Here is a 21,864-nt window from a genome sequence, read left to right on the forward strand (position 1 = left end):
TATTCGATAACTATTTTACTTCAGCCTGTAAGCGGCTACTGTTTTAGCATTAAACGTAGGTACATATACGATCTTCTTCTTCGGATCATAACCAATGTCGGCGGCGTTTATTTTCTCTGCTGATGTGTTCAACAGCGTTTCTACCTTACCGTTCGCATGCACGTAAAAAATATAACCACTCCAGGAGGTTACCAGGTAATCGCCCTTGCCTACAGGTTCGATACCATCGCCGCCTTGCGGTAATTCCGCAATGTTGCTGATCTTTTTTTCCTTGTCGGCTTTCACAAATGATTTGCCTGCGGCGATAATGAGGTCTTGTGCTACGGCTTTCAGTCCGTTCAGGCCTTTAAAACCCTCCAGGTACGAGGTAGGTTTGTCGTTCACAATGCGCCATACGATACCCGTGTGGGAGTCCGACACATATACAACACCATTGGCATCGATGGTGAGGTCGTTCAGGCCTTTAGCGCCATCCCAGGCGATCTTTTTCTCGATCACCCCTTTTTTGAGGTCGATAACGGCCACGTCCTGTACATCGGCAACATATAAACGGTTGCCGTAAATGCCCATACCTTTGGGGGAATGGAGGCCTGTTATAAACGCAGAGTCGTAACCGCTGCCATCTGGTCTTAATTTAGCCACGCCGCCCTTACCGTCCATATCCCAGGGAGCGCCATCGATCAGGGTAATATAAAGTGTGCCTTTGCCATCGTCCAGCACCGATTCGGGGACGGCTACAACGGGTTTTGTTTCCCATAATTTCTCAAGGCTGTGTTGAGCCTGGGCTTTCAATGCGAAGCCGCAGAGGCACAACAGGAGTGTCTTTTTCATAACTAATAATTGAGGTTCGGCGGCAAGATACATTATAGGGGCCTGGAGCACAAGCCGTTCATGTAAAACGTTCATCCCTGGGAATTGCAAATATGGGAGGCAGAACTTATATTGAGTGCGCTGCGTAGAAACGCATGTCCTGAATTTTTGATCAGCCTGATTTAAACAACAGCTTATGAGCCCGGCCGTTAACTTGCGACCATGGAGCCTTACCGAGAAATTTGCCCTTCGCTTTTTTGCGGTATTATTCATCTTTTACGTATTCCCGTTTCCTTTAGACCTGGCAGGTTACCCGGAAATGTGGTGGAACCAGTTGCTACAAATAATAGTTCCCTGGATCGGCACCCATGTGCTGCATTTAAAGGAGCCGATCACGATATTTCCGAATGGAAGCGGCGATACTACGTATAACTACGTACTGCTACTCACACAATTCGTATGTTCCTTTATCGCCGCTGTTATTTGGTCGCTGATGGACGGTAAACGCCGCCGTTACGATCACTTACATTACTGGCTGCGGGTGCTGGTGCGTTATTTCCTGATGTACAATATGTTTGTGTATGGCTTTGCAAAAGTGTTCCATTTACAGATGGGCACCCCCATGCTTAGCACCTTAATTACACCGCTGGGCGATAAGTCGCCTATGGGACTTGCCTGGGCATATATGGGTTTTTCGTCCGGTTTCAGCGCCATTACAGGCTGGGCGGAGGTGATAGCAGGCTTGCTGTTAATATTCCGCCGTACCGTAACGATTGGGGCCATTGTGAACATCGTGGTTACGATCAATATCGTAGCCATCAACTTTTGTTTCGATGTGCCGGTGAAGCTGTTCTCCTCCATGTTGTTGCTGATGTCTGTGTTCCTGCTGGCACCGGATGTAAAGCGTTTAACGGGGTTGTTCCTGTTCAATAAAGCCGTATCTCCCAAACTTTACCCCAACTACCATGGCCGAAAGCGCTGGTTAAGGATATTGCTACTGGTGTTAAAATTTCTGATCGTCGCTTACTTCCTGTACGTAAACGTTGCAAATTCGTTACATGGCGTTAAACTGTACGGCGACGAACGGCCGTTACCGACGTTATACGGCATTTATGACGCGCATCTTATTGTGCGTAACAACGACACGCTTCCGCCATTGCGTACGGATTATACACGCTGGAATACGCTGGTGATACAGTATCCGAATGCTGCAGTAGTAAAGCTTACCAACGACAGTACAAAGTACTTCGCCTTTGAGGTGGATACAGTCAGGAAAACCGCCCGAGTTTATAGTTATGAGGAAAACGCACACCGGTCGACTTTAAACTACCATGTAAAAGGAGATACACTTGAATTGAGCGGAAAGTACTTTAATGACTCAGTATTGTTTAGTTTTACAAAAAGGGATTTGAAAACCATTCGCCTGCTGAACCGTGGATTTCACTGGATCAACGAACATCCGTACCACCGGTAGGCCTCATCAACATACAATATGCGTACAACCGAATATGATGCAGTGGTAGTAGGGGCGGGGCCTAATGGTCTGGCTGCCGCTATAGTGCTGCAACAGCAGGGCTTGAAGGTATTGTTGCTGGAGGCGAAAGATACGGTTGGTGGCGGTATGCGCAGTGCGGAATTAACACTTCCTGGTTTTGTACACGACATTTGTTCGGCCGTTCACCCGTTGGCGTTAGGTTCACCATTTTTCAGACAGGTAAACCTGGCGCAGTACGGACTTGAATTTATTGATCCTCCCGTACTCGCGGCCCATCCGCTCGACGATGGAACGGCAGGTGCGCTTTACCGTTCAATAGATGAAACCGCGGCAGGTTTGGGGGCAGATGAGGCCGCGTATAAAGATTTGTTCGGCGCAATGTATGAATACTGGCCGCTGATCATTAAAGATGTGTTAGGGCCGTTCCCAATACCGTCGCACCCGGTTCAGATGGCCAGGTTTGGGCTAACTGCTTTGCGTAGTGCAGAAGCGGTGGTGAAACGTTTTAAAACAACGCAGGCAAGGGCTTTATGGGCGGGTATTACCGCGCATTCCATGTTGCCATTGTCCGCTGCCACTACGGCTGCTGTTGGCTGTGTATTAAGCCTGGCAGGTCATCACTACGGCTGGCCTATACCAAAGGGCGGCTCACAAAGCATTGCCGATGCACTGGCTGCCTGTTTCCTGGCATTGGGCGGTAAAATAGAAACAGGTGTGCAGGTGAAAAACCTGGATCAGTTGCCGTCGTCCAAAACCGTGCTGTTCGATCTTTCACCGAAACAAATAGTAGCAATCGCAGGGCACAAGTTCTCGTCTTTTTATAAAAGTCAGCTTGACCGTTTCCAGTATGGAATGGGCGTGTTTAAGATAGACTGGGCACTGGATGGGCCCATACCATTTACCGCAGACGCCTGTCGTAAAGCCGGTACAGTACACCTGGGCAACACTTTCGAGGAAGTAGCCGCCTCGGAATACGCCATATCAAAAGGTCATCACCCGGAAAAACCTTTTGTACTGCTGGCACAACAAAGTTTATTTGATACCGGACGTGTACCGGAGGGCAAACAGGCAGTTTGGGCTTATTGCCATGTGCCGAATGGCTCGGAGAAGGATATGACGAACGCTATTGAAGCGCAGGTGGAACGTTTTGCTCCGGGCTTTCGCGACCGGATTTTGCATAAGCATGTGATGAATGCCGCGCAAATGCAGGCCTATAATCCTAACTACATCGGAGGCGATATTAACGGCGGCCGGCTGGATATTACACAGTTGTTTACCCGCCCGGCCTTGCGGATGTCTCCCTACCGTACCTCTGCTAAAGGAATATATATTTGTTCCGCGTCAACGCCTCCCGGTGGCGGGGTACACGGGCTTTGCGGGTATCATGCCGCGAAGCGGGCGCTTAAAGATGTTTTTCATATCTCAATATAAAATTGTATCACACACGTCATGATGAAATGTAGCCTGTTTTTAGGTTGGATGCTGATGCTCGGCATGGCCAGCCAGTTGTATGCGCAAAAAACCTTTACCAACCCGTTATTGAAGTCGGGTGCCGATCCTTATTCGTATTACAAGGACGGCTATTATTATTACACCCATACGACCGGCAATCGTATCGACATCTGGAAAACGAAAGATCTGTCGCAATTAGCGACTGCAGAGCGTAAAACGGTTTATACACCACCGCCGGATAAGGAGTATTCGAAGGAGTTGTGGGCACCGGAAATATTGTTCCTGCAAGGCAAATGGTATGTATACTTCGCGGCCGACAATGGTAATAACGACAACCATCGTATGTACGTTATCGAAAATGCTTCCGCAGATCCGTTTAAGGGCGAGTGGACGTTCAAAGGCAAGGTGGCTGATCCTACTAATAAATGGGCTATTGATGCGGATGTATTTACCTGGAAGAACGAATTGTACATGATTTGGTCGGGCTGGGAAGGAGATAAGAACCACCAGCAGAACATTTACCTGGCTAAAATGAGCAATCCCTGGACCATCACCGGCCAGCGGGTAAAGATTGCTGAACCAACCTACGACTGGGAGAAACATGGCGACCTGGGTAAGAATTCCAACCCCTCGCATGTAAACGTAAACGAAGGCCCGCAGGCACTTATGAACGGCAAAAAGTTGTTCGTGGTATTTTCTGCCAGCGGCTGCTGGACCGACTTCTACGCACTGGGGGTATTAAGCTTTAACGGTAAAGACATTATGAATCCAGCTAACTGGAAGAAATCGCCCAAACCGTTTTTTGCCCAGAGCAAGGAAAACGGCGTGTACGCCCCCGGTCACAATTCCTTTTTCAAATCGCCGGACGGCAAACAGGACTGGATCTTATATCACGCCAACGACGAACCAGGGCAGGGTTGTGGCGGCAAACGCTCGCCTCGTATGCAGCCTTTTACCTGGGATAAAAAGGGCTTCCCCGTATTCGGAATACCCGTGAAACGCGATCAGCCACTGGCCATACCATCTGGTAATTAGTTACACGATTGTTTAGACAACTAAACTGATTATATGGTCATTGCGGGAGGCCGGGACCTGGAGTACTTTTGAGGGGAGCCGCGCAAGCGGTTTGATTAAACCCTTCAAAAACGCCATATGTCAGGTATCCGCTCAAAAACAATCCTGTTTGTAACAGGCGCCTTCGTTAGTCACTATTGCTGGAACGATTGGGCTGCTTTTTTCGAAAGTAACGGCTATAAAACGGTATTGCCTTCTTGGCCCGCCAAAGAAGGGGAGCCGGCAGCTTTGCGTGCCAGTCAGCCCAACAAAGCTATTGCAGAACTGCGGTTGGCACAGGTGATAGACCACTATGCCAATATCGCCCGCAACCTGCCGGAGAAGCCGATCATCATCGGTCATTCGCTGGGAGGACTCATTACACAGGTATTGGTAAACAGGGGATTAAGTGCGGGCGCTATCGCCATTCATTCGGTGCCGCCACAGGGCATATTGCCGTATGAACTGAACTTCCTGAAGTCGAACACCAAAGCACTGGGATACTTTACGTCTATCGATGAGGCTTACCTGCGCAGTTTTCCAAGCTTCCAGTTTGCCTTCACGAACGGCATGCCACTCGCGGAACAGCAGGCAGCTTACGATGCGCTTTGCATCCCGGAATCTAAACGGGTAGTGCGCGACGGGCTTACCAGTGCCGCAGCGGTGGATTTCTCGAAGCCGCACCCGCCTTTACTGTTCCTGGCTGGTACAGAAGATCATTGTATACCGCCAACTTTGAATGAAAGAACATTTAAGAAATATAAAAAGAACGATACGCCGGGTTCAGTTACAGAATTTGTGCTGAAGCAGCGCAACCACTTCGTACTCGGGTTGCCCACATGGAAGGAAGACGCCGGGTATGTACTGGATTGGATAAAGAAACACTAGGAGAGGATTATTGGTAGGAACAAAAAAGCCCGGAGTATCGCTCCGGGCTTTTAGCTTTTTTTAGATTTAAAAATCCCCCGAAGCGCCACCGCCAATACCGGAGCCGCCACCATAACCTTTAGTAGTTTCCACCTGTTGCTGTTGCCCCATTGTTTGCGTGATCACCAGCGATTCCAGGTGTAGTTTTTCGATCGCACCTTTCTCATCATCATCTTCATTCGTAAAGCCATGTTTTGGGACTTTCAGGTAACGGATGACTGACCAGGCTATCGTGATCATAATAATGCCTGCCAGCACCATAGCGCCCTCGAGCGGCATAATACTGTGGTAATAACGTACGGTGAAAGTAGCCGCTGCCAAGAGCAGCAAACCAGTACCCAATAGTATACGATCTTTTTTACGCAGTCCGAAATAGATGTAAAGGAGAGGGAGGGCGATAGTGGTAGTCCAGAACAACCATGCCAGTGCCAATGGCTTTGCTGGCGGGGGAACCGGAGTACCTTCCGGATAGGAATCATCTATATACGGGCCTGCCGGATCGTACTCGTTATTCAATTCATTTACCACGAAGTAATTCATGCTCATATAAAGCGTAAGCAGTGCGCATATCTCAAGAAAGGTAAGGCAGTATTTGTAGTGCCTGGCGATCGTTTTGCGGGCCAGGGCTTTTATGCCAAAGTAAGCCCCGATTGAAAGCAGCATGATAACAAAGGGCAGAAAGGCACGTGCGCCAGAATTGTCAAGGTTTACGAAAATAACCATCATCAAAGAACCGTACGCGATAATAGCCATCGGAACATCCGCGAAGCGCAGTGTAAAGTAGGCGGAGACTACGAACAGGAAAGCGTACAGACTAGTGCCCGTATCCACTAAATCCATCATAAAATAGAATGTACAAAGTGCAGCACCGCACATCCACATTGAAGCCGTATCTACCCCCGACTTGTAATGTTTTTTACCGTGAATCATCATTTCACAGGCGGCATAGGCTACAACCGCAATGAATACCGAAAATCCCCGTATCCCGCGTTCGCTGTCGACCGCTCCCATCAGCAATAATAAACCAAGGCCGAAGATGGCTATGATCAGTGTAAGGATGAACAGGCCGATGCGGATAAATATGTTGGGGGAGTAGAAATACTCCGGGTACGATGTGTTAATGTCCTTATACGCTGTTTCGGTAATGAGGCCTTGGCGGTAAGCTGATTGCACCTCCTCCCGGATTTCCTGTTTATCTAATTCACCTGAGTTATACGCGATCATGTGCTTTCAGTTTTTTGTGTTCTCTCATCAATAATACGATCAGCGCGATGGCGGAGCCTATGAAATAAATACATACCAGCATCAGCAGACCTTCGTCGAGGAAGCTGGAGTGCCAGGCGAGTTGTATGATGGCGGCTGATAAGGAGAAGTAGGAATAGAGGACGGAAATCAGGATAAAATAAAAGGAATGTTCTTTCCTGGCCTGTATGATAAAAAAGACGGTAAGCGCCGCGATGGGTAAGAACCATATTACATTATCGAACACGATCTGCGCAGCGATCAATGCGATATACATGATGTGTACACCGAAGTTGCTGAAGGTAAAGGCAAAGTGTTTTTTAAAGTCCTTCATGCGGCTCAGGTAGGCGGCACCTACTAATATAGCACCCAGTATGATACCGGTAAATATGAGCCGTTCGTCGCCAAAGTCGTTCGCCGCCAGTATGTTCAGAGGTGTAACCGTTACGCCCATCCATGCAGCCAGGTTGGTAATGGCAAGGCTTAATACACCGATGTGGTCGAAGTAGTAAGCCGAAAAGAACAATACCAGCATCGGTATGAAGGTGGCTGCACTCAGGTTGTAGCCGAATACAGTGTATTGCGCCTGTAAGTAAGTGATGAACGAAACGAAGGTGAGGCAACCCAACAGCAGTATGTAATCGAAAAAGGAGTTGGGCGGCAACACTTTATGCCGCGAAAATGACAGTTTGTGTTTGAAACAGTAAAAGTAACATCCGCCACTCACCGCAGCTATCACCAGTAAAATAGCCTGGTGCCCGATCGTATCGATGTTTTTATAGATAAGGGTGCCGAGGCCGCCGCTGAAAAGTAATACACCGAGGTATAACAGCGTTTTAAGCTCCCAGTGCAGCGAAAAAAGTTTACCCGATTCCGCGGTTTTTACCCGTTCCAGCGACTCCAGGGATAGTTTGCCCTCCCCGTGGAGTTTTTCAAACAGTTTAATATTCATAAGGGGAAATATAGAACAATATTTTACTTTAACAAAACTACAGAGGTTCGTTAGTAGCGGCGAATACGGTTAGCTGGCGGTGCAGGATGTCGGCGTTTACGCGGTACACTTTCCCCAGGTATTCCCCATCCAGCTGAAAATGGGCTTTCTTTTTTGTTTGTATAGTTACCTGTTGCGCGGATATGATCTCCGTTTTAGCGGGATCAAATGGCTTATGGCGGAACAGCATTTTAAGCAGTTCGAGTACAGAGATCTTTTTCACCAGCACTACTTCGAAGATGCCGTCGCTGAGGTCGCCGTCGGGATTAATGAACGCCCCGGTGCCGTACTGCCGTGCATTGCCGAACACGACCATAAAAGCCTGTCTTTCCAGCTTTTCTTTACCATTATCGATCACAATATCCAGCAACTGCTGGTAGTACAACGCCCTGAGCATCACCCGGGCATAACCTATTTGGCCGCGTATACCCGACTTCTCGAAGTATTTCACCACCAGGGCATTAAGGCCAATATCACCCAAATGTATGCAGTACTGGTCCTTATCTACCCTCACCACGTCTATCTTTTGGGTAATTCTTTTCACAATTACCTCCAGCGCTTCGGGAAAGGTGAGGGGGAGCGATAGCTCGCGGGCCATCCCATTAGAAGATCCTGCGGGCAGTATACCCAGTGGGATATCGGTACCTATCAGCAGGGAGGCCACACTGCGAACTGTTCCATCGCCACCCACGGCCACCACGCCATTGGGCTGCATGTCCAGGATCGTTTGCTGCAGGGATAATCCACGTTTGCGCGCAGTATGTAAATTGAAGAAATGTATCTCATAAGGCTTATTAATGAAGAAATTATGGATCAGATTTTGATGATCTTCATTTTTCTTACGGCCCGATTTGGGATTAATAACGAATAATAGCTTTAACTTTTCTGAAGTTTCCACAGCTGGCTTTTGTTTATGCAAATAAATAACGAATCAGATAATATCAAATATAAAGCCGCAAAAAAATCTTTTAAAGATCGGTTGCTGGGGGCGTTCAGGCTCACCAACCATACCACCGTGCGGGTATATCGTGGTTACGGCCGCGACGGACAAATACAGTTGTTTGGCCATGTGCTTGATTTTAGTCCGGTTCCTCCTAAGCGATACTCGCGTAATATTATACGCAACTTTGTAGGACTGCTGCGCCTGTTCATGGTCAAAGCCAAACCCAACGCACTTGTACAACTGGTGTGGCAAAACAAAATTATTAAGGCGGTAACCGCGGCAGATGGGTTCTTCCATTTCCAATGGAAGCCTGAGGCGCCAACAGATGCTGGCTGGCACGAAGTACGGGTTGATCATATTGCGGCCAATGGCAGCACGGTACTGGCCTCGGCAGTGGGTAGCATCTTTATTCCACATCGCACCCAATACGGCTGTATTTCCGATATCGACGATACATTCCTTATTTCCCATTCGCGCCGGCTTGGCAAACGGCTTTTTGTGCTGTTTACCCATAATGCCCGTACGCGCAAACCTTTCGCAGGTGTGGTAGAACATTACCGTATGCTCAGTTATGCCGGCAGCCATGAACATACGCCCAACCCGTTTTTTTATGTGAGCAGCAGCGAGTGGAACCTGTTTAATTATATTGCCGAATTCACCCGCACGCATAAACTGCCGCACGGGGTTTACCTGCTCAGCCAGATGAAACACTGGTACCAGTTGTTAAAAACCGGGCAAAATAAACACGGCACCAAGTTTACCCGTATCAGCCGTATCCTGGAAAGCTACCCCGATATGCGTTTCGTGCTGCTGGGCGACGATACACAGGAAGACCCCAATATTTATAATGCGATCGCTAAACACTTCGGCAAACAGATTATCTGCGTATACCTGCGCAATGTGCGTAAGCAAAGCCGCCGGTATGTTGGGGATGTAGTGAAGGAGATTGAGTCGCGCGGCATTCATTGCTGTTATTTCCAACACAGCGAAGAGGCGATTGCACATTCCAATAAAATTGGTCTTACCGAAAAAAAAGTAGACGTTTAAAAAGGCAGGTAGATAAATTTTGTGCGTGGATGTTGATCGGTGATCATTAACACGCCGTTTTTATATTGCAATATCCCTTCCCAGTTTTCGCAGTCGAACGTGAGTACAGGCATCGGTTTGATGTTAACTTGTTTATCTTTTACTTCCAGTTTGATCACTCTTGTTACACATTCTTTTGCCCAGTTGGCGTACTGCCCGTTAGATTTCTTAATCTTTTCTGTTGGCTCATATTCTTCAAACTCGCCATGGTAGCTGTAATTAATACCGTATATCTCCCCGTTTTTTTCGTGGATGTCCGTAATGCGGAAGTCGATGGGCTGAACGGCTATTTCCTCCAGTTTTGTAAGGGACGTATCTATCAGCCAGCCTTTGCTGTGGCCGGGGAAGTTATTGAACTCGAACAGTGTTAACAGTCTATTTTGTTCGGCGAGATAAGTAATGCTCTCATGTCCGGCTTCATCCAGTGGCGCGCCATGATCTTTTACTGCTTTAGGCAGTCGTACAACCCGGCTGGTGTCCATTACAATCCGCTTATCGCTGAGTGTGCCCCTTACCAGGAAATCGTAAGGATTGGAAATGCCGGTTTCGATCGTATAAAAAATCATGTTGCCCACCACAACCGCTGCCTCAAAGCCCTGGTAGCCGTCGATTTTAGCGATAATAGCGTATAGGTTAATAAATTCGAAGGCGTATAAAGTATCGTTGGGTTTCGTGCCGTTCAGCACCGCATCGATATAGGTGGTGTCGAGCGAATAGATATATCGTGCGGGGTATTGTGGTGTGAGTATGATCCGTGATTTCCATTGGGCCAGGCTGGAGTATTCATTATTACGGTGTGCCACCGAAGCCGGTAAAGGTATCTCGGTATAAGTTAGTTGGCCATGCAGCGCCGTTGTTATCAGCAGGAAAATCAGCAACAGGTATCTCATCCTCCCAAAAATAATAAATTAACGGTTTTTCCAATCGTCGATAACAGAAGCATAACTATCGCTGATGGGTAACTCAGTTCCCGTATCGAGCATGGCTTTGCGGTTTAATACCGATACCACGCGGTTTAAGGGAACAATATAACTGCGGTGGATGCGGCGGAATTGTTCACCGGGCAGCTTGTCCAGCACAGCTTTTAAGGTCATGAGCGTCATGATAGGTTTGCCCGTAGCGAGATGTATGCGGATGTAATCTTCAAGTCCCTCGATGTAAGCGATGTTCCGGAGGTCGATTTTCACCATCTTGTATTCTGAGCGGACGAAGAGGCTTTCTTCCTGGCCGGCATGCGTGCCGTTTTTGTATTCGTGGTAGGTAACAGCGCGTTTCACCGCTTTGGAAAAACGGTCGTAGTCTACAGGTTTCAACAGGTAGTCCATTGCTTCCAGCTCAAAACCTTCTACGGCAAACTTTTTATAGGCCGTAATAAAGATAACAGTTGGTTTTTCTTCCAGCGAACGTACGAGGTCCATGCCATTAATATCAGGCATGTTGATGTCTACGAACAGCAGGTCTACCGGGTTATGGCGCAGGAACTCCGCACCGGAAACAGCGTCTTCGAATGTTTGCAGTAACCGCAGTGAAGGCGAACGGGAAATATATTCCCGGATCAGGGCCAGCGATAGCGGCTCGTCATCTATAGCTACACATTTTAATTGCGTCATGTTATACCTTTAGCGTGAGGTCTACGGTGTATACTTCGTCTTCTTCCTTGATATTCAGCAAATAACGGTTGGGATACAAATGTTCCAGCCGCTGCTTCGTGTTGGTAATACCAATGCCCTTACGTTGTTGCTCCGCCGCCGCCCTGAATACCCGGTTGCGGCTAAAGAAGGTAACGGTATGTGCTTCTGCAAATATACGTATCGTAATATTCGTGGCTTCGTGGTTGCTAATGCCGTATTTGAAAACGTTTTCGATAAAGGTCATCAGTATCAGCGGTGCAATTTCTTTATGCTCCAGGTTGCCTGTAACCGAAAAATCCAGTTGCACTTTACCACCCAGGCGCAGGCGTTGTAAAGTAATATAGTCCTTTATACAGGCCACCTCTTCCTCCAGCGATACATAGTCCTCCGTAGCATCGTCCGTTACGTACCGCATGATGTTGCTTAGTTTCATAATACTATCGGCGGTGTTCTCGCTTTTCGTAATGGCCAGCGAATAAATGTTGTTGAGGGTATTAAAAAGAAAATGCGGATTGATCTGTGCTTTCAGGAAGGAGAGTTCTGCATTCGCCTTATCCGCCTCTGCCCGGGTAATCCGTTGCTCCGTCATCCGCCACTGTTTGCTCATTTCAATCGCAATGGCGAGGGCCACCAGCATCAGGAACAGGAAAATACTGACCACATCTGTACGCGGCCCACGCGGCTGAAAACCCGGATTGCCGCCTGGCTGTGGAAGTCGCTCGCCCTGGCGGAACTGTCCCGGTCCGGAGGGCCGGGGGGCCGGATGGTTACCTGGAGCAGACATTTGCTGCCTGAATTCAGTACGGTTGTTGTTCGGCCGGCGCTGGAGCTGGTCGAATGGCTTTATATAATATACCAACGCAAACAACACCACCAGCGATCCGAAATAAGCCATAAACTTCTTCCGGAGGAAAAGCCGGGGGATCAGCAAAAAGATGTTGAGATAAAACAGGGAGATAAATACCAGGAAAAACTTCCAGTATTTCCAGTCGTGAAGTAAGTCCCAGGCGAGAGTGCTGTTTGAACTGGGCGAAAAAAGCAGCGGGAGGCTCATAAAGATCAGCCAGCCGGCAATATGAATGATAAAAGAGGACGCTTTAATACGGAACATACACAAAGTAATGGCTATAAACCCTTAAAGGCACTTAAGTATCGGTGACCGGGTCCGATTTGCCGACCAAAAACAAGTGCCTCGTTACACTATTACCGGAAGATACGAAGTATACTAAAACTTACTGCGATTACTCTTCAGTGGCCCTTTCGGGTGAACGAATAAAAAAATTTCTTTACATGGAAAATATTTACATTGCGGGTAAGAACAACCTGCAACTTTGACGAAGGAACCGGTACATATTAGTGAAGATCAACTTGTAGCGCAGCTTATCGCGGGCGATACCAGCGCCCGTCAGCACGTGTACGATAAATACTCCCCAGCTCTATACGGTGTTATCCTACAGGTAATTCCGGAGGAGGAAAGGGCGAGTGAAGTGTTGGTGAAATTATTTGTCCACGTATTTAAAAATACTCAGATGTTTAGAACATCCGGCCATTTTACATTATTTGGCTGGTTGATGAAAATAACCCGGGAATTTGTAACGCAAGCCGTACCACCAGCGATCAGTTCAACGTCAGTGAATGCAATAAACCCTATACTAAGACCAAAGGATCATTCGTTAATGCAGTTTACCAGAAATCTGCAACCGGACGCCCGTCGTATATTTGAATTATGTTACTATAAGGGGCTGTCACATTCCGCAGCTGCCAGCGTAACAGGGCTTACTGAAACGGAGGTTTCGAGAATTTTGAATACGGCAATGGTGGAACTAAGAAAATTCATGAAGAGTAATTGGAAATAAAGGAATACATAGAGAGTGGGATCATCGAAAGTTACCTGCTGGGGTTGGCTTCTCATGAAGAAGAAGTAGAATTGCAGCAATTGAGGAGGGTATTCCCCGAACTTAATTCGGAAATAGCGATGACGGAACGCAGGCTTGAAAAAATGGCCTTCGACGATGCTGTTATGCCTCCCGCCGAGGTGTGGAGCAAAATCACCCACCGTATTCGCTGGGAAGAAGAAAACCGCAGCAAAACCGAAGAGGAGCGCGCCAATTACACCTTCATCAACATGCAACCGCGCGACGATCATATGATCACGGTGCATAAAAACTGGAAATACGCCTTCATCGTTATTTTCATCCTCTCTAAAATTTTCCTGATCGGGGCTATTATCCTGGGGCTCAAATACTACCGCGAGATACGCGATCACCGCGCCCAACAGCCTGTACCATCACAGGTTGAGCGAACGAAATAGCCTTTTATTACATCATCAGCAGATACATTGTTGGGCCGCCGTTGTGTCACTCATTTCAGCGGCAGTAACAGTATTGGGAGACGTGTAGTTTTTACACCGCCACCTCTCTGCCCAGGCATACCCCTTTCAATACCCTTTGAAAGCCCTTTCAATGCCCTTTGATTAATAGGGGACCAACGCTTCACCAATACTAGAATGCCGACCGCCCGGTATTAATATCCGCCCTCACAAATGCCTTTTCGTACATCTTCTTTACCTTTTCGGCTTCACCCGTTTTCTTTTGCGCTTTCAGGCTGGCGTATAAGCCAGCTAACGACCACCCGTTGGAAGGATAGTTGTGCAGGTCTTCGCGGTAGTACCGTTCCGCTACGGCGGGCTGACCAGCATCGTTCAGCACCTGGCCAAGTACCTGGCGAACAGGGTGGTGCCAGTCGGCCGGTTCGTTGTAGTTCAGGGCATCTTCGAGTACGATGGCTTCCTTAAGCAGGGAAACGGCCTGGTCGGTTTGTTTGAGTTGCTCTGCAATGGCAGCGCTTAACACCTTGCCGGCAATTGCCATCAGGCTTTGCGGAGTGTTCAGGAAACCGGCGGAAATATTTTTAAGGGTGGTATCGCTCTCTAATTGTTGCAGGGCGGCGAGGGAACGTTTGGCTTCCGGCAGGTTGCCCGTCTTGGCAAACGCAACACCGCGCGCATAGTTCCACATGGCTGTTACGTATACCAGGTTATTTTCCGGGGCAGGGGTATTTATCAGTTCATTCCACTGGCCGAAACGTACCTGGGCGAACAGCGGGGTGGCATAAAAGTGTTGTAATCCAAACCCGAACGGACTTAACAATAAATCTGCAGGTACTTTTTCGCGCAACTCAAACGCCGTTTTGATGGCGGTAGCACTGCGCCCTTCGAGGGTAGCGCATGCCCAGAGGAAATGATAATTATGAGGGTGATAGATAAGGGCGTAGAGTCCTTGTGAATTGCAGGCGGTGAGATAGGCCTGGTCGGCCTTAATCGACACCTCGTTCATATCGGAGCCTTTATCGTAATGCCCGGTCCTGATGTAAATATGTGAAGGCATGTGCAGCAGGTGCCCTGCGCCCGGCATCAGTTTTTGCAGCTTTTCGGCTGCGGCCAAACCACGTTCTGGTTTTTGGGAAGCTTCTACAGCATGAATGTAAAAGTGGTTGGCACCGGGGTGATCGGGCAATGTGGCCAGTACTTTTTCCAGCGGAAGTACGATATCCGGTGTCCATTCGTGTTCACTGCCATCCTTGGCCCAGTAATTCCAGGGGTGCTGGTCCATCACAGCTTCTGCATACAGGGAGGCGATATCGGGGTCGTTAGGGAACCGGGCATAGGCCTGTTTCATACCAGCGGTATATGCGGCGTCCAGTGCGGCGCGGTCCGTTGGGGCGGGGTCGCTGTAGCGCCGGGCGATAGCCTGTATCAGCGCTTTTTCTTTTGGACTGGCGGTAGAGGATTTATCTATGGCCTGCTGTACGGCGCTCATCACTTTTTTTACATCGGCCGCATCCATGGGGGCATTGATGTTGGGCCCCAGCGTAAGTGCCTGTCCCCAATAACCCATTGCACAGCCCGGATCTAAACGGTTTACTTCGGTAAAGGCGCGGTATGCTTCCATGTGATTAAATCCATAGTAGAGGCGCAAGCCCTGGTCGAAGAAGTATTGAGCATCTTTGTTGTTGGTGCTTACCGAAAAATGATAGTTACCCAGCCCGTCTAACCTCGGCGCAAACGGTTTGGTGCTGTCCATTTCCAGCATAGGCAGTTTACCGGCAGGCATACATCGCAGGAAGGTCCTGGGTAAACCGGCTTCCATAGTTGGAACAGCAATGAGTTTGTTCCTTTTAACGACGATAACCGTGAGCATGAAACCTAATAAAAAAACAGGAAGCAGCAGTAGCTTTTTCATATGCAGATTTTTGGGAGTACAACAATAAAAGGCAAGGGCCGGAGAACAGGGAATGTTCAGGGGATCGTAACAATATGCAAAAATAAGGTTTAGCCCGGTTAGCAGGGCAGATAGTTGTGTAAATAAACGGTAATAACCAGTGTTACAGCCATTTTTCTATGCCGGCTGCAATTTTCTGCAATAGGGGAACGTCGGGATGTTTATACTCCGGTGGCACAATCACGCGTAAGTTGTTTTCTTCATCGGGCTCAAAAGTTATTCTCACCTCATCAACATACACATAAAAATGCGCGGTATAACCTACGAGAGCGGGTTGTACTTCGTACTGGCGTTCATTCCCTTTATGATCAATTGTAATAAAAAATGCGTCCATGGCAGGCAAATATACTATGCCGTGGCGTATTTATGCAATAGCACAATTTGCCCCATGTGGTAGGCAGCATGTTCCACAATGCCCTGGATATAGTAATAGGAGGTATGCTGGGTATTGGGTACCAGTCCGTAGAGCTTTTCCTCAGGGTACACGCGCACGGTTTCGGTCATTAACTGAACGGAGTGTTCCAGGCGTTTAAGCGTATTTTGCCAGTTCTCGTCATTTGTATTTTCGGGCAGGTAAAAATCGGGTAAATCACCTTCCTGGTCGGGATCTTCGCCGCGCAGTTTACGCATTACGTTCTGATGCCAGAAGATAAGGTGATTTACAATTTCCCAAATATTATTTGAACCATTAAACCTTCGCTGGGCCTGTTCGGGCGTAATGTCTGCCAGGTGTTCGAGCAGCGTTACATCCAGCCAGGGCTGACCGCTGTATAAATGTTCGAGGGCTTCAGATAGTACTATGTTGTGTGATGACATACAAAGTTTTTTTATGTAGGGGTGATTATTCCGGGAAATCAACAATTAAGCCATAATCCCGTATTTTTAGAAAAATTAAACACGTTATGGACCATCAGCAACTGGAAATTAACAAAAACGAAGATAACATGCGTTTATTGGTGAGCACCATGAAACAGCGCTTCGCCGTAATTGAGCAGGGAGGTGGGAAAAAGAACCTCGAAAAAGTGAAACAACGCGGCAAATTGAATGCCCGCGAACGCATTAAGTACCTTATCGACAAAGAAAGCCAGTTTACTGAGATAGGCGCCTTTGCGGCTTACGAGCTTTATGCTGAACATGGTGGCTGTCCCGCAGCTGGTACGGTAGCCGGATTAGGTTACATTGCCGGCCGCCAGTGTATGATCATTGCCAACGATATGACCGTTAAAGCCGGTGCCTGGTTTCCTTTAACCGGAAAAAAGAACCTGCGCCTGCAGGAAATAGCCATGGAAAATAAACTGCCGGTAATTTACCTCGTGGATAGCGCAGGTGTGTACCTGCCTATGCAGGACGAAATATTCCCTGATAAAGAACACTTCGGCCGCATCTTCCGTAACAACGCCCGTATGAGCGCTATGGGCATCACGCAAATTGCGGCGGTAATGGGCAGTTGCGTGGCAGGGGGCGCTTATCTCCCCATCATGAGTGATGAAGTGCTGATGGTAGAAGGCAACGGATCAATCTTCCTGGCTGGCCCATATCTTGTAAAAGCGGCTATTGGTGAAGATATAGATGCGGAAACACTGGGCGGAGCCGTTACTCATACAGAAATTTCGGGCATTGCCGATTACCGTTTTAAAACGGATGAAGAATGCCTCGATCACATCAAAAAAATAGTAGGCAAACTTGGCAAGCCGGAAGACGCCGGTTTTGACCGCATAGCACCCGCACCGCCAGCAAAATCGCCAGAGGATATTTATGGCATTGTACCTGTTGATGGTAGTAAACCATATGATATGGTGGAAGTCATCCAGAGACTGGTCGATAACTCTGAATTCGATCAATACAAAGAAGATTACGGAAAAAGTATTTTATGTGGTTATGCCCGTATCGAAGGCTGGGCTGTGGGCATTGTGGCCAATCAACGTAAAATAGTAAAGAACAAAAAAGGGGAGATGCAAATGGGCGGTGTGATTTACAACGACAGTGCCGATAAGGCCGCCCGCTTTATCATGAACTGCAATCAGAAAAAAATTCCGCTGGTATTTTTGCAGGATGTAACGGGCTTTATGGTAGGTAGCCGCAGCGAACATGCGGGTATCATTAAGGATGGCGCCAAACTCGTTAATGCAGTGGCTAATTCGGTAGTGCCGAAAATTACTGTAATCGTTGGTAATTCTTATGGGGCGGGCAACTACGCAATGTGTGGTAAGGCATACGACCCTCGTTTTATTTACGCATGGCCTAATGCAAAAATTGCGGTAATGGGAGGGGAGCAGGCAGCGAAAACACTGTTGCAGATACAGGTGGCGTCATTGAAAGCGAAGAACGAGATCATTACGCCGGAAGATGAGGCCAAACTGCTGAAAGACATTACAGATAAATATAACACTCAGACCACCCCTTATTATGCAGCAGCCAGGTTATGGGTAGATGCGATCATTGATCCGGGCGACACCCGTAAGATCATTGCCGAATCTTTAAAAGCGGCTAACCAGGCACCTGTGGAAGAGCCTTTCCGTACGGGCGTAATTCAGGTATAAGGTTCTTAACGCTTTTCTATTATTTTTGCCCGCTTAACTCAGGAAATTTGGCAAACCAGCAATTAGTAATTTATACAGATGGCTCCTCCAGGGGCAATCCCGGACCAGGCGGATATGGCGTAGTGATGTTGTGGGGCTCCGTCAGAAAGGAAATGTCGCAGGGATACCGCAAAACGACCAACAACCGTATGGAATTGCTGGCCGTTATCGTGGCGCTGGAAGCGTTGAAGAAAGACGGCCAGGACATTGTGATTTATACCGACAGTCAGTACGTGGTGAACTCGGTAGAAAAGGGCTGGATATGGAACTGGGTGAAAATTGGCTTTAAGGATAAAAAGAATAAAGACTTGTGGCAGCGCTATATTCCTTTACACCGCAAGCACAAAATCCGTTTTGTTTGGGTGAAAGGACATGCTACCAATGCAGAAAACAATCGCTGCGATATACTGGCCACTGAAGCAGCCGACAGTGGTAATCACCTGATAGATGCCGGCTACGAAAGTGGCGAGGGCAATTAACTGACAATATGGACCGTAAGCACTTTCTATCATCTCTTATCACCGCAGGCGCCGCTATGCCAGCCCTGGGCGCAGTGAGCCGGTTAACGGAAGAAGATACAGCCACACCTTCTATACCGCGCTATTTGAAACAAGGCAGTGTAATAGGTATTACTTCGCCCGCAGGGTATATTACCCGCGAAGAAATAATGCCGTCAGTGAAGTTGATGGAAAGATGGGGCTTTAAAGTGCGCATTGGCGATACGATCGGTAAAAGAGATTTCACTTTTGGCGGCACCGACGATGAGCGTACCCGCGATATGCAGCAAATGCTCGACGATCCGGAGGTGGCTGCGATCATGTGTGCCCGTGGTGGTTATGGCTGCGCGCGTATCATTGACCGTCTTAATTTCCATAAGTTTAAATCACATCCCAAATGGGTGATCGGCTTCTCCGACATTACTGCCCTGCATAGCCACATCTACAGGCAGTTCGGTATTGCCAGTATCCATTCAAAAATGTGCAACAGTTTTCCCACCGATTTTGAAGCAGCCGATGGCATGATGCAGGAAACGATCCTCTCTATCCGCAATGCGTTGCTGGGAAACAAAATGCAATATATTACGCCGTCCGACCCGAAGAACCGCACAGGTTCCGGGCAGGGAATACTTGTAGGCGGCAACCTGTCCATGCTCGTGAGCGTGGCTGGTACTCCTTCCGAAATGAATACCAAAGGCAAAATCCTTTTCCTGGAAGAAGTAGGCGAATATCTCTACAGTCTCGACCGCATGATGGGAAATCTCCAGCGTTCAGGTAAACTCAGTCAGCTCGAAGGACTTGTTATCGGTGGTTTTAACCGGACGAAACCTGATGATCCGGGCGAGGAGTTTGGCCGTACGCTGTACGATATTGTGTACGAAAAGGTAAAGGACTACAGGTATCCCGTATGCTTCAACTTCCCCGTTGGGCACCAGCGAAACAACTACGCGCTGAAATGCGGCGTACTGCATAAGTTGGAGGTCAATGCCGGTACGGTGAAACTCGAAGAAATCAGAAAGTAATTTACATTCCTCCCAAAGCCGGTCTGGCTTGCTCCTTACGCGGCAGTTGCTGATCGCGTTGCGCGGTATTGTAAACAAATGCCGCCACTATTACAGCGGCCTGTTTCAGGTCGTCGGCAGCCAGGTGATCATAAGTATCCATATTGCTGTGGTGCGTACGCGTATTGTATTCCACCGGGTCTTGTATAAACTGGAAGCCAGGCAGACCTACGCCGTCAAAGGCCTGGTGGTCGGTGCCGCCAGTGTTGCGTAATGTTACCGTATTAGCGCCCAGGTCTTTAAATGGTTCGAGCCATGCGGTGAACAGTGGCTCGCAGGCTTTGTTGCCCTGCAAATAAATGCCACGTATTTTACCCGTTCCATTATCAAGATTAAAGTAACCGGAAAACTTTTCGTGGGCCGGTGTGGCAGTTGACGTAACCGGATTGCCGAATGTCTTTTTCACGTAGGCCCGTGATCCCAGCAATCCCTGTTCTTCGCCGCTCCACAAAGCAATACGGATGGTGCGGCGTGGTTTAACACCAATAGCTTTCAGTATACGAACGGCTTCCATCATTACAGCGCAGCCGGCGGCATTGTCTGTAGCGCCGGTAGCGCCCTGCCAGCTGTCGAGGTGGCCGCCTAACATAACGATTTCATCTTTCAGTTTTGGATCGGTGCCGGGTATTTCAGCCAGTACGTTATAGCCCTGGGTATCGGCGGTCTGGAACTTCACCGCTACATCAAGGTCTACTTTTACCGGAATGCCTGCCTTTAACATTCTAACGATCGGCATATAGTCTTCGAGGGTAAGCGAAATATCCGTGAAGTTAGGCGGATCGGTGGCGCGATAAAGGCCGCCGCCCTGAACGAATATAGTTCCATCGTGGTTGCGGGTGCCGGTGCTTAAAACAGCGATAGCGCCTTCTGCTTCGGCCATTTTACGCAATTCATTTAAAAACGGTACCTGTCCGCGTGCCTGGTTACGCGCCTGTTCCATACGCCGGCGTTGTGCAGCGGTATCTGGTGGCGTGGTGTTAGCTGCCACCGGTTCCTGCATTTGCAGCAGTTGTTCATCCGTAAAACGTACTGCATCGGCTTTAAAACTCTGGGTATATACATCGTTACGGTCCGTAATGAGGACTTTTCCTTTTAGTTTGCCTTTCAGTGAAGCTGTATAGGTCGAATCGCTGTCTGTAAGCAATAATACTTCGGCCGATCTGGGGCCGCTGGTACCTGCCGTCCAGGCCTTCGGGAAAGCGATGAGCGGGCGGTAGTATGGGGCGGTGAGAGCGAGGTAAGACTTCTGCAAATCCCATCCTTTACCGAATTCGCCCCAGGCCTCCTGTTTTGCATTTACCAGGCCCCAGTCTTTCAGTTGTTTAACCGCATAACCGGCGGCACGTTTGTAACCGGTACTGGCAGTAAGTCTTGGGCCGCTAACATCGGTTAGCTGAAATGCGATGTTCATGACCTGCGAGCGTTCGAGGCCTTCCTCGCGTATCCGGGTCATTACCCGGGCGTCTGGTTTTTCCTGTGCGGGTGCTGTGAATGGGAGTACAAACAGCATAAGGGTAATTGGGTATTTTAATAGCATAAGGGGAGTTTGATAGTAGTAATATAAAGATAATTTCCGGTAATAACTGCTACTGACGTGGGTTTGCAGTTAACGTTCACTACTGTATAGCCGGATTTGATATAGGATGGCAGGTAGATGGAAGGAGGATGACAGGTAGATGGAACCAGAAACGATACAGAAACGATACAGAAACGATATAGCGGAGATATAGAAACGATATAGCGGCGATATACAACATTCACATCGTGGCCGTATACGAGGTTGATCTTTAATTACTTATGAGCGTATAAAATGAAGT

At 48.3% G+C, this 21,864-nt stretch carries 21 protein-coding genes; 10 read left to right on the forward strand and 11 right to left on the reverse strand.

Features of this window, described 5'->3' with window-relative positions; genetic code table 11:
* Positions 1-15 precede the first annotated feature (15 nt).
* Positions 16-831 (reverse strand): ATP-binding protein, encoded by an 816-nt coding sequence (locus QZT80_RS15145; RefSeq protein ID WP_295123530.1) that lies wholly within the window; start codon positions 829-831, stop codon positions 16-18.
* A 175-nt stretch (positions 832-1,006) separates the two neighbouring features.
* Between QZT80_RS15145 and QZT80_RS15150 the strand changes: the two genes are divergently transcribed.
* From QZT80_RS15150 to QZT80_RS15165, 4 genes are all read left to right on the forward strand, one after another.
* A complete protein-coding gene (locus QZT80_RS15150) occupies positions 1,007-2,284 on the forward strand; it encodes a hypothetical protein (RefSeq protein ID WP_295123533.1) in 1,278 nt (425 codons plus the stop codon).
* 18 nt (positions 2,285-2,302) lie between these two features.
* Positions 2,303-3,736 (forward strand): NAD(P)/FAD-dependent oxidoreductase, encoded by a 1,434-nt coding sequence (locus QZT80_RS15155; RefSeq protein WP_295123536.1) that lies wholly within the window; start codon positions 2,303-2,305, stop codon positions 3,734-3,736.
* Between the two features lie 18 nt (positions 3,737-3,754).
* Positions 3,755-4,792, forward strand: coding sequence for a glycoside hydrolase family 43 protein (locus QZT80_RS15160; RefSeq protein ID WP_295123539.1), 1,038 nt, complete (start codon positions 3,755-3,757; stop codon positions 4,790-4,792).
* Between the two features lie 117 nt (positions 4,793-4,909).
* Positions 4,910-5,698, forward strand: coding sequence for an alpha/beta hydrolase (locus QZT80_RS15165; protein ID WP_295123542.1), 789 nt, complete (start codon positions 4,910-4,912; stop codon positions 5,696-5,698).
* A gap of 66 nt (positions 5,699-5,764) precedes the next feature.
* Here QZT80_RS15165 and QZT80_RS15170 read toward each other — a convergent pair whose 3' ends face one another.
* Genes QZT80_RS15170 through QZT80_RS15180 form a run of 3 tightly spaced genes read right to left on the reverse strand, consistent with a single transcriptional unit; the run spans position 5,765 to position 8,868 of the window.
* A complete protein-coding gene (locus tag QZT80_RS15170) occupies positions 5,765-6,961 on the reverse strand; it encodes a hypothetical protein (protein WP_295123545.1) in 1,197 nt (398 codons plus the stop codon).
* Complete coding sequence (locus QZT80_RS15175; protein ID WP_295123548.1) at positions 6,948-7,931, reverse strand: DUF2157 domain-containing protein; 984 nt, start codon at positions 7,929-7,931, stop codon at positions 6,948-6,950. Before QZT80_RS15175 ends, QZT80_RS15170 begins: the two co-directional genes overlap by 14 nt.
* 37 nt (positions 7,932-7,968) lie before the next feature.
* The gene (locus tag QZT80_RS15180) at positions 7,969-8,868 is read right to left on the reverse strand and encodes a diacylglycerol kinase family protein (protein WP_295123551.1); all 900 of its coding nucleotides are present in this window, start codon (positions 8,866-8,868) and stop codon (positions 7,969-7,971) included.
* A gap of 15 nt (positions 8,869-8,883) precedes the next feature.
* Here QZT80_RS15180 and QZT80_RS15185 point away from each other — a divergent pair, with 15 nt between their 5' ends.
* Positions 8,884-9,960 (forward strand): App1 family protein, encoded by a 1,077-nt coding sequence (locus tag QZT80_RS15185; protein WP_295123553.1) that lies wholly within the window; start codon positions 8,884-8,886, stop codon positions 9,958-9,960.
* On the opposite strand, the gene QZT80_RS15190 is transcribed toward QZT80_RS15185, so the two are convergent.
* From QZT80_RS15190 to QZT80_RS15200, 3 genes are read right to left on the reverse strand one after another with little or no spacing between them, the layout of a single operon-like run.
* Positions 9,957-10,889, reverse strand: a complete 933-nt coding sequence (locus QZT80_RS15190; protein ID WP_295123556.1) for a hypothetical protein — start codon at positions 10,887-10,889, stop codon at positions 9,957-9,959. The genes QZT80_RS15185 and QZT80_RS15190 overlap by 4 nt on opposite strands.
* Before the next feature lie 18 nt (positions 10,890-10,907).
* Positions 10,908-11,609 (reverse strand): LytTR family DNA-binding domain-containing protein, encoded by a 702-nt coding sequence (locus tag QZT80_RS15195; RefSeq protein WP_295123559.1) that lies wholly within the window; start codon positions 11,607-11,609, stop codon positions 10,908-10,910.
* Position 11,610: 1 nt separating this feature from the next.
* Positions 11,611-12,741, reverse strand: coding sequence for a sensor histidine kinase (locus QZT80_RS15200; RefSeq protein WP_295123562.1), 1,131 nt, complete (start codon positions 12,739-12,741; stop codon positions 11,611-11,613).
* Between the two features lie 220 nt (positions 12,742-12,961).
* Between QZT80_RS15200 and QZT80_RS15205 the strand changes: the two genes are divergently transcribed.
* Positions 12,962-13,486 carry a sigma-70 family RNA polymerase sigma factor gene (locus QZT80_RS15205; protein ID WP_295123565.1) on the forward strand — a complete coding sequence of 175 codons (525 nt, stop codon included), beginning with the start codon at positions 12,962-12,964 and terminating at the stop codon, positions 13,484-13,486.
* A complete protein-coding gene (locus tag QZT80_RS15210) occupies positions 13,477-13,941 on the forward strand; it encodes a hypothetical protein (protein ID WP_295123568.1) in 465 nt (154 codons plus the stop codon). The genes QZT80_RS15205 and QZT80_RS15210 overlap by 10 nt, the downstream gene beginning before the upstream one ends.
* A 190-nt stretch (positions 13,942-14,131) precedes the next feature.
* Here QZT80_RS15210 and QZT80_RS15215 read toward each other — a convergent pair whose 3' ends face one another.
* The 3 genes from QZT80_RS15215 to QZT80_RS15225 form a co-directional block, all read right to left on the reverse strand.
* On the reverse strand, positions 14,132-15,871 hold the full coding sequence (locus QZT80_RS15215; protein WP_295123571.1) for a hypothetical protein: 1,740 nt from the start codon (positions 15,869-15,871) through the stop codon (positions 14,132-14,134).
* Between the two features lie 142 nt (positions 15,872-16,013).
* Complete coding sequence (locus QZT80_RS15220) at positions 16,014-16,244, reverse strand: hypothetical protein (protein ID WP_295123573.1); 231 nt, start codon at positions 16,242-16,244, stop codon at positions 16,014-16,016.
* 14 nt (positions 16,245-16,258) lie between these two features.
* Entirely contained in the window at positions 16,259-16,726 is a 468-nt protein-coding gene (locus QZT80_RS15225; RefSeq protein WP_295123576.1) for a DinB family protein, read from the reverse strand.
* An 86-nt stretch (positions 16,727-16,812) separates the two neighbouring features.
* On the opposite strand from QZT80_RS15225, the gene QZT80_RS15230 reads away from it, so the two are divergent.
* From QZT80_RS15230 to QZT80_RS15240, 3 genes are read left to right on the forward strand one after another with little or no spacing between them, the layout of a single operon-like run.
* The gene (locus tag QZT80_RS15230) at positions 16,813-18,450 is read left to right on the forward strand and encodes an acyl-CoA carboxylase subunit beta (protein ID WP_295123579.1); all 1,638 of its coding nucleotides are present in this window, start codon (positions 16,813-16,815) and stop codon (positions 18,448-18,450) included.
* Positions 18,451-18,497: 47 nt separating this feature from the next.
* Positions 18,498-18,968: a ribonuclease HI gene (gene rnhA / locus QZT80_RS15235; RefSeq protein WP_295123581.1), complete on the forward strand. Its 471-nt coding sequence runs from the start codon at positions 18,498-18,500 to the stop codon at positions 18,966-18,968.
* Positions 18,969-18,976: 8 nt separating this feature from the next.
* Positions 18,977-20,008: an LD-carboxypeptidase gene (locus QZT80_RS15240; protein ID WP_295123584.1), complete on the forward strand. Its 1,032-nt coding sequence runs from the start codon at positions 18,977-18,979 to the stop codon at positions 20,006-20,008.
* A 1-nt stretch (position 20,009) separates the two neighbouring features.
* On the opposite strand, the gene QZT80_RS15245 is transcribed toward QZT80_RS15240, so the two are convergent.
* A complete protein-coding gene (locus QZT80_RS15245; protein ID WP_295123587.1) occupies positions 20,010-21,557 on the reverse strand; it encodes a M20/M25/M40 family metallo-hydrolase in 1,548 nt (515 codons plus the stop codon).
* Between the last annotated feature and the right edge of the window lie 307 nt (positions 21,558-21,864).

Origin of the sequence: uncultured Chitinophaga sp. (genome assembly GCF_902168175.1) — a bacterium.
GTDB lineage: Bacteria > Bacteroidota > Bacteroidia > Chitinophagales > Chitinophagaceae > Chitinophaga.

Coding starts and splice junctions, on each gene's coding strand:
- QZT80_RS15225 (WP_295123576.1), bottom strand. CDS start 16,726: ATGTCATCACACAACATAGTACTATCTGAAGCCCTCGAACATTTATAC.
- QZT80_RS15220 (WP_295123573.1), bottom strand. CDS start 16,244: ATGGACGCATTTTTTATTACAATTGATCATAAAGGGAATGAACGCCAG.
- QZT80_RS15150 (WP_295123533.1), top strand. CDS start 1,007: ATGAGCCCGGCCGTTAACTTGCGACCATGGAGCCTTACCGAGAAATTT.
- QZT80_RS15155 (WP_295123536.1), top strand. CDS start 2,303: ATGCGTACAACCGAATATGATGCAGTGGTAGTAGGGGCGGGGCCTAAT.
- QZT80_RS15190 (WP_295123556.1), bottom strand. CDS start 10,889: ATGAGATACCTGTTGCTGATTTTCCTGCTGATAACAACGGCGCTGCAT.
- QZT80_RS15160 (WP_295123539.1), top strand. CDS start 3,755: ATGATGAAATGTAGCCTGTTTTTAGGTTGGATGCTGATGCTCGGCATG.
- QZT80_RS15230 (WP_295123579.1), top strand. CDS start 16,813: ATGGACCATCAGCAACTGGAAATTAACAAAAACGAAGATAACATGCGT.
- QZT80_RS15185 (WP_295123553.1), top strand. CDS start 8,884: ATGCAAATAAATAACGAATCAGATAATATCAAATATAAAGCCGCAAAA.
- QZT80_RS15165 (WP_295123542.1), top strand. CDS start 4,910: ATGTCAGGTATCCGCTCAAAAACAATCCTGTTTGTAACAGGCGCCTTC.
- QZT80_RS15245 (WP_295123587.1), bottom strand. CDS start 21,557: ATGCTGTTTGTACTCCCATTCACAGCACCCGCACAGGAAAAACCAGAC.
- QZT80_RS15145 (WP_295123530.1), bottom strand. CDS start 831: ATGAAAAAGACACTCCTGTTGTGCCTCTGCGGCTTCGCATTGAAAGCC.
- QZT80_RS15215 (WP_295123571.1), bottom strand. CDS start 15,871: ATGAAAAAGCTACTGCTGCTTCCTGTTTTTTTATTAGGTTTCATGCTC.
- QZT80_RS15195 (WP_295123559.1), bottom strand. CDS start 11,609: ATGACGCAATTAAAATGTGTAGCTATAGATGACGAGCCGCTATCGCTG.
- QZT80_RS15240 (WP_295123584.1), top strand. CDS start 18,977: ATGGACCGTAAGCACTTTCTATCATCTCTTATCACCGCAGGCGCCGCT.
- QZT80_RS15175 (WP_295123548.1), bottom strand. CDS start 7,931: ATGAATATTAAACTGTTTGAAAAACTCCACGGGGAGGGCAAACTATCC.
- QZT80_RS15170 (WP_295123545.1), bottom strand. CDS start 6,961: ATGATCGCGTATAACTCAGGTGAATTAGATAAACAGGAAATCCGGGAG.
- QZT80_RS15200 (WP_295123562.1), bottom strand. CDS start 12,741: ATGTTCCGTATTAAAGCGTCCTCTTTTATCATTCATATTGCCGGCTGG.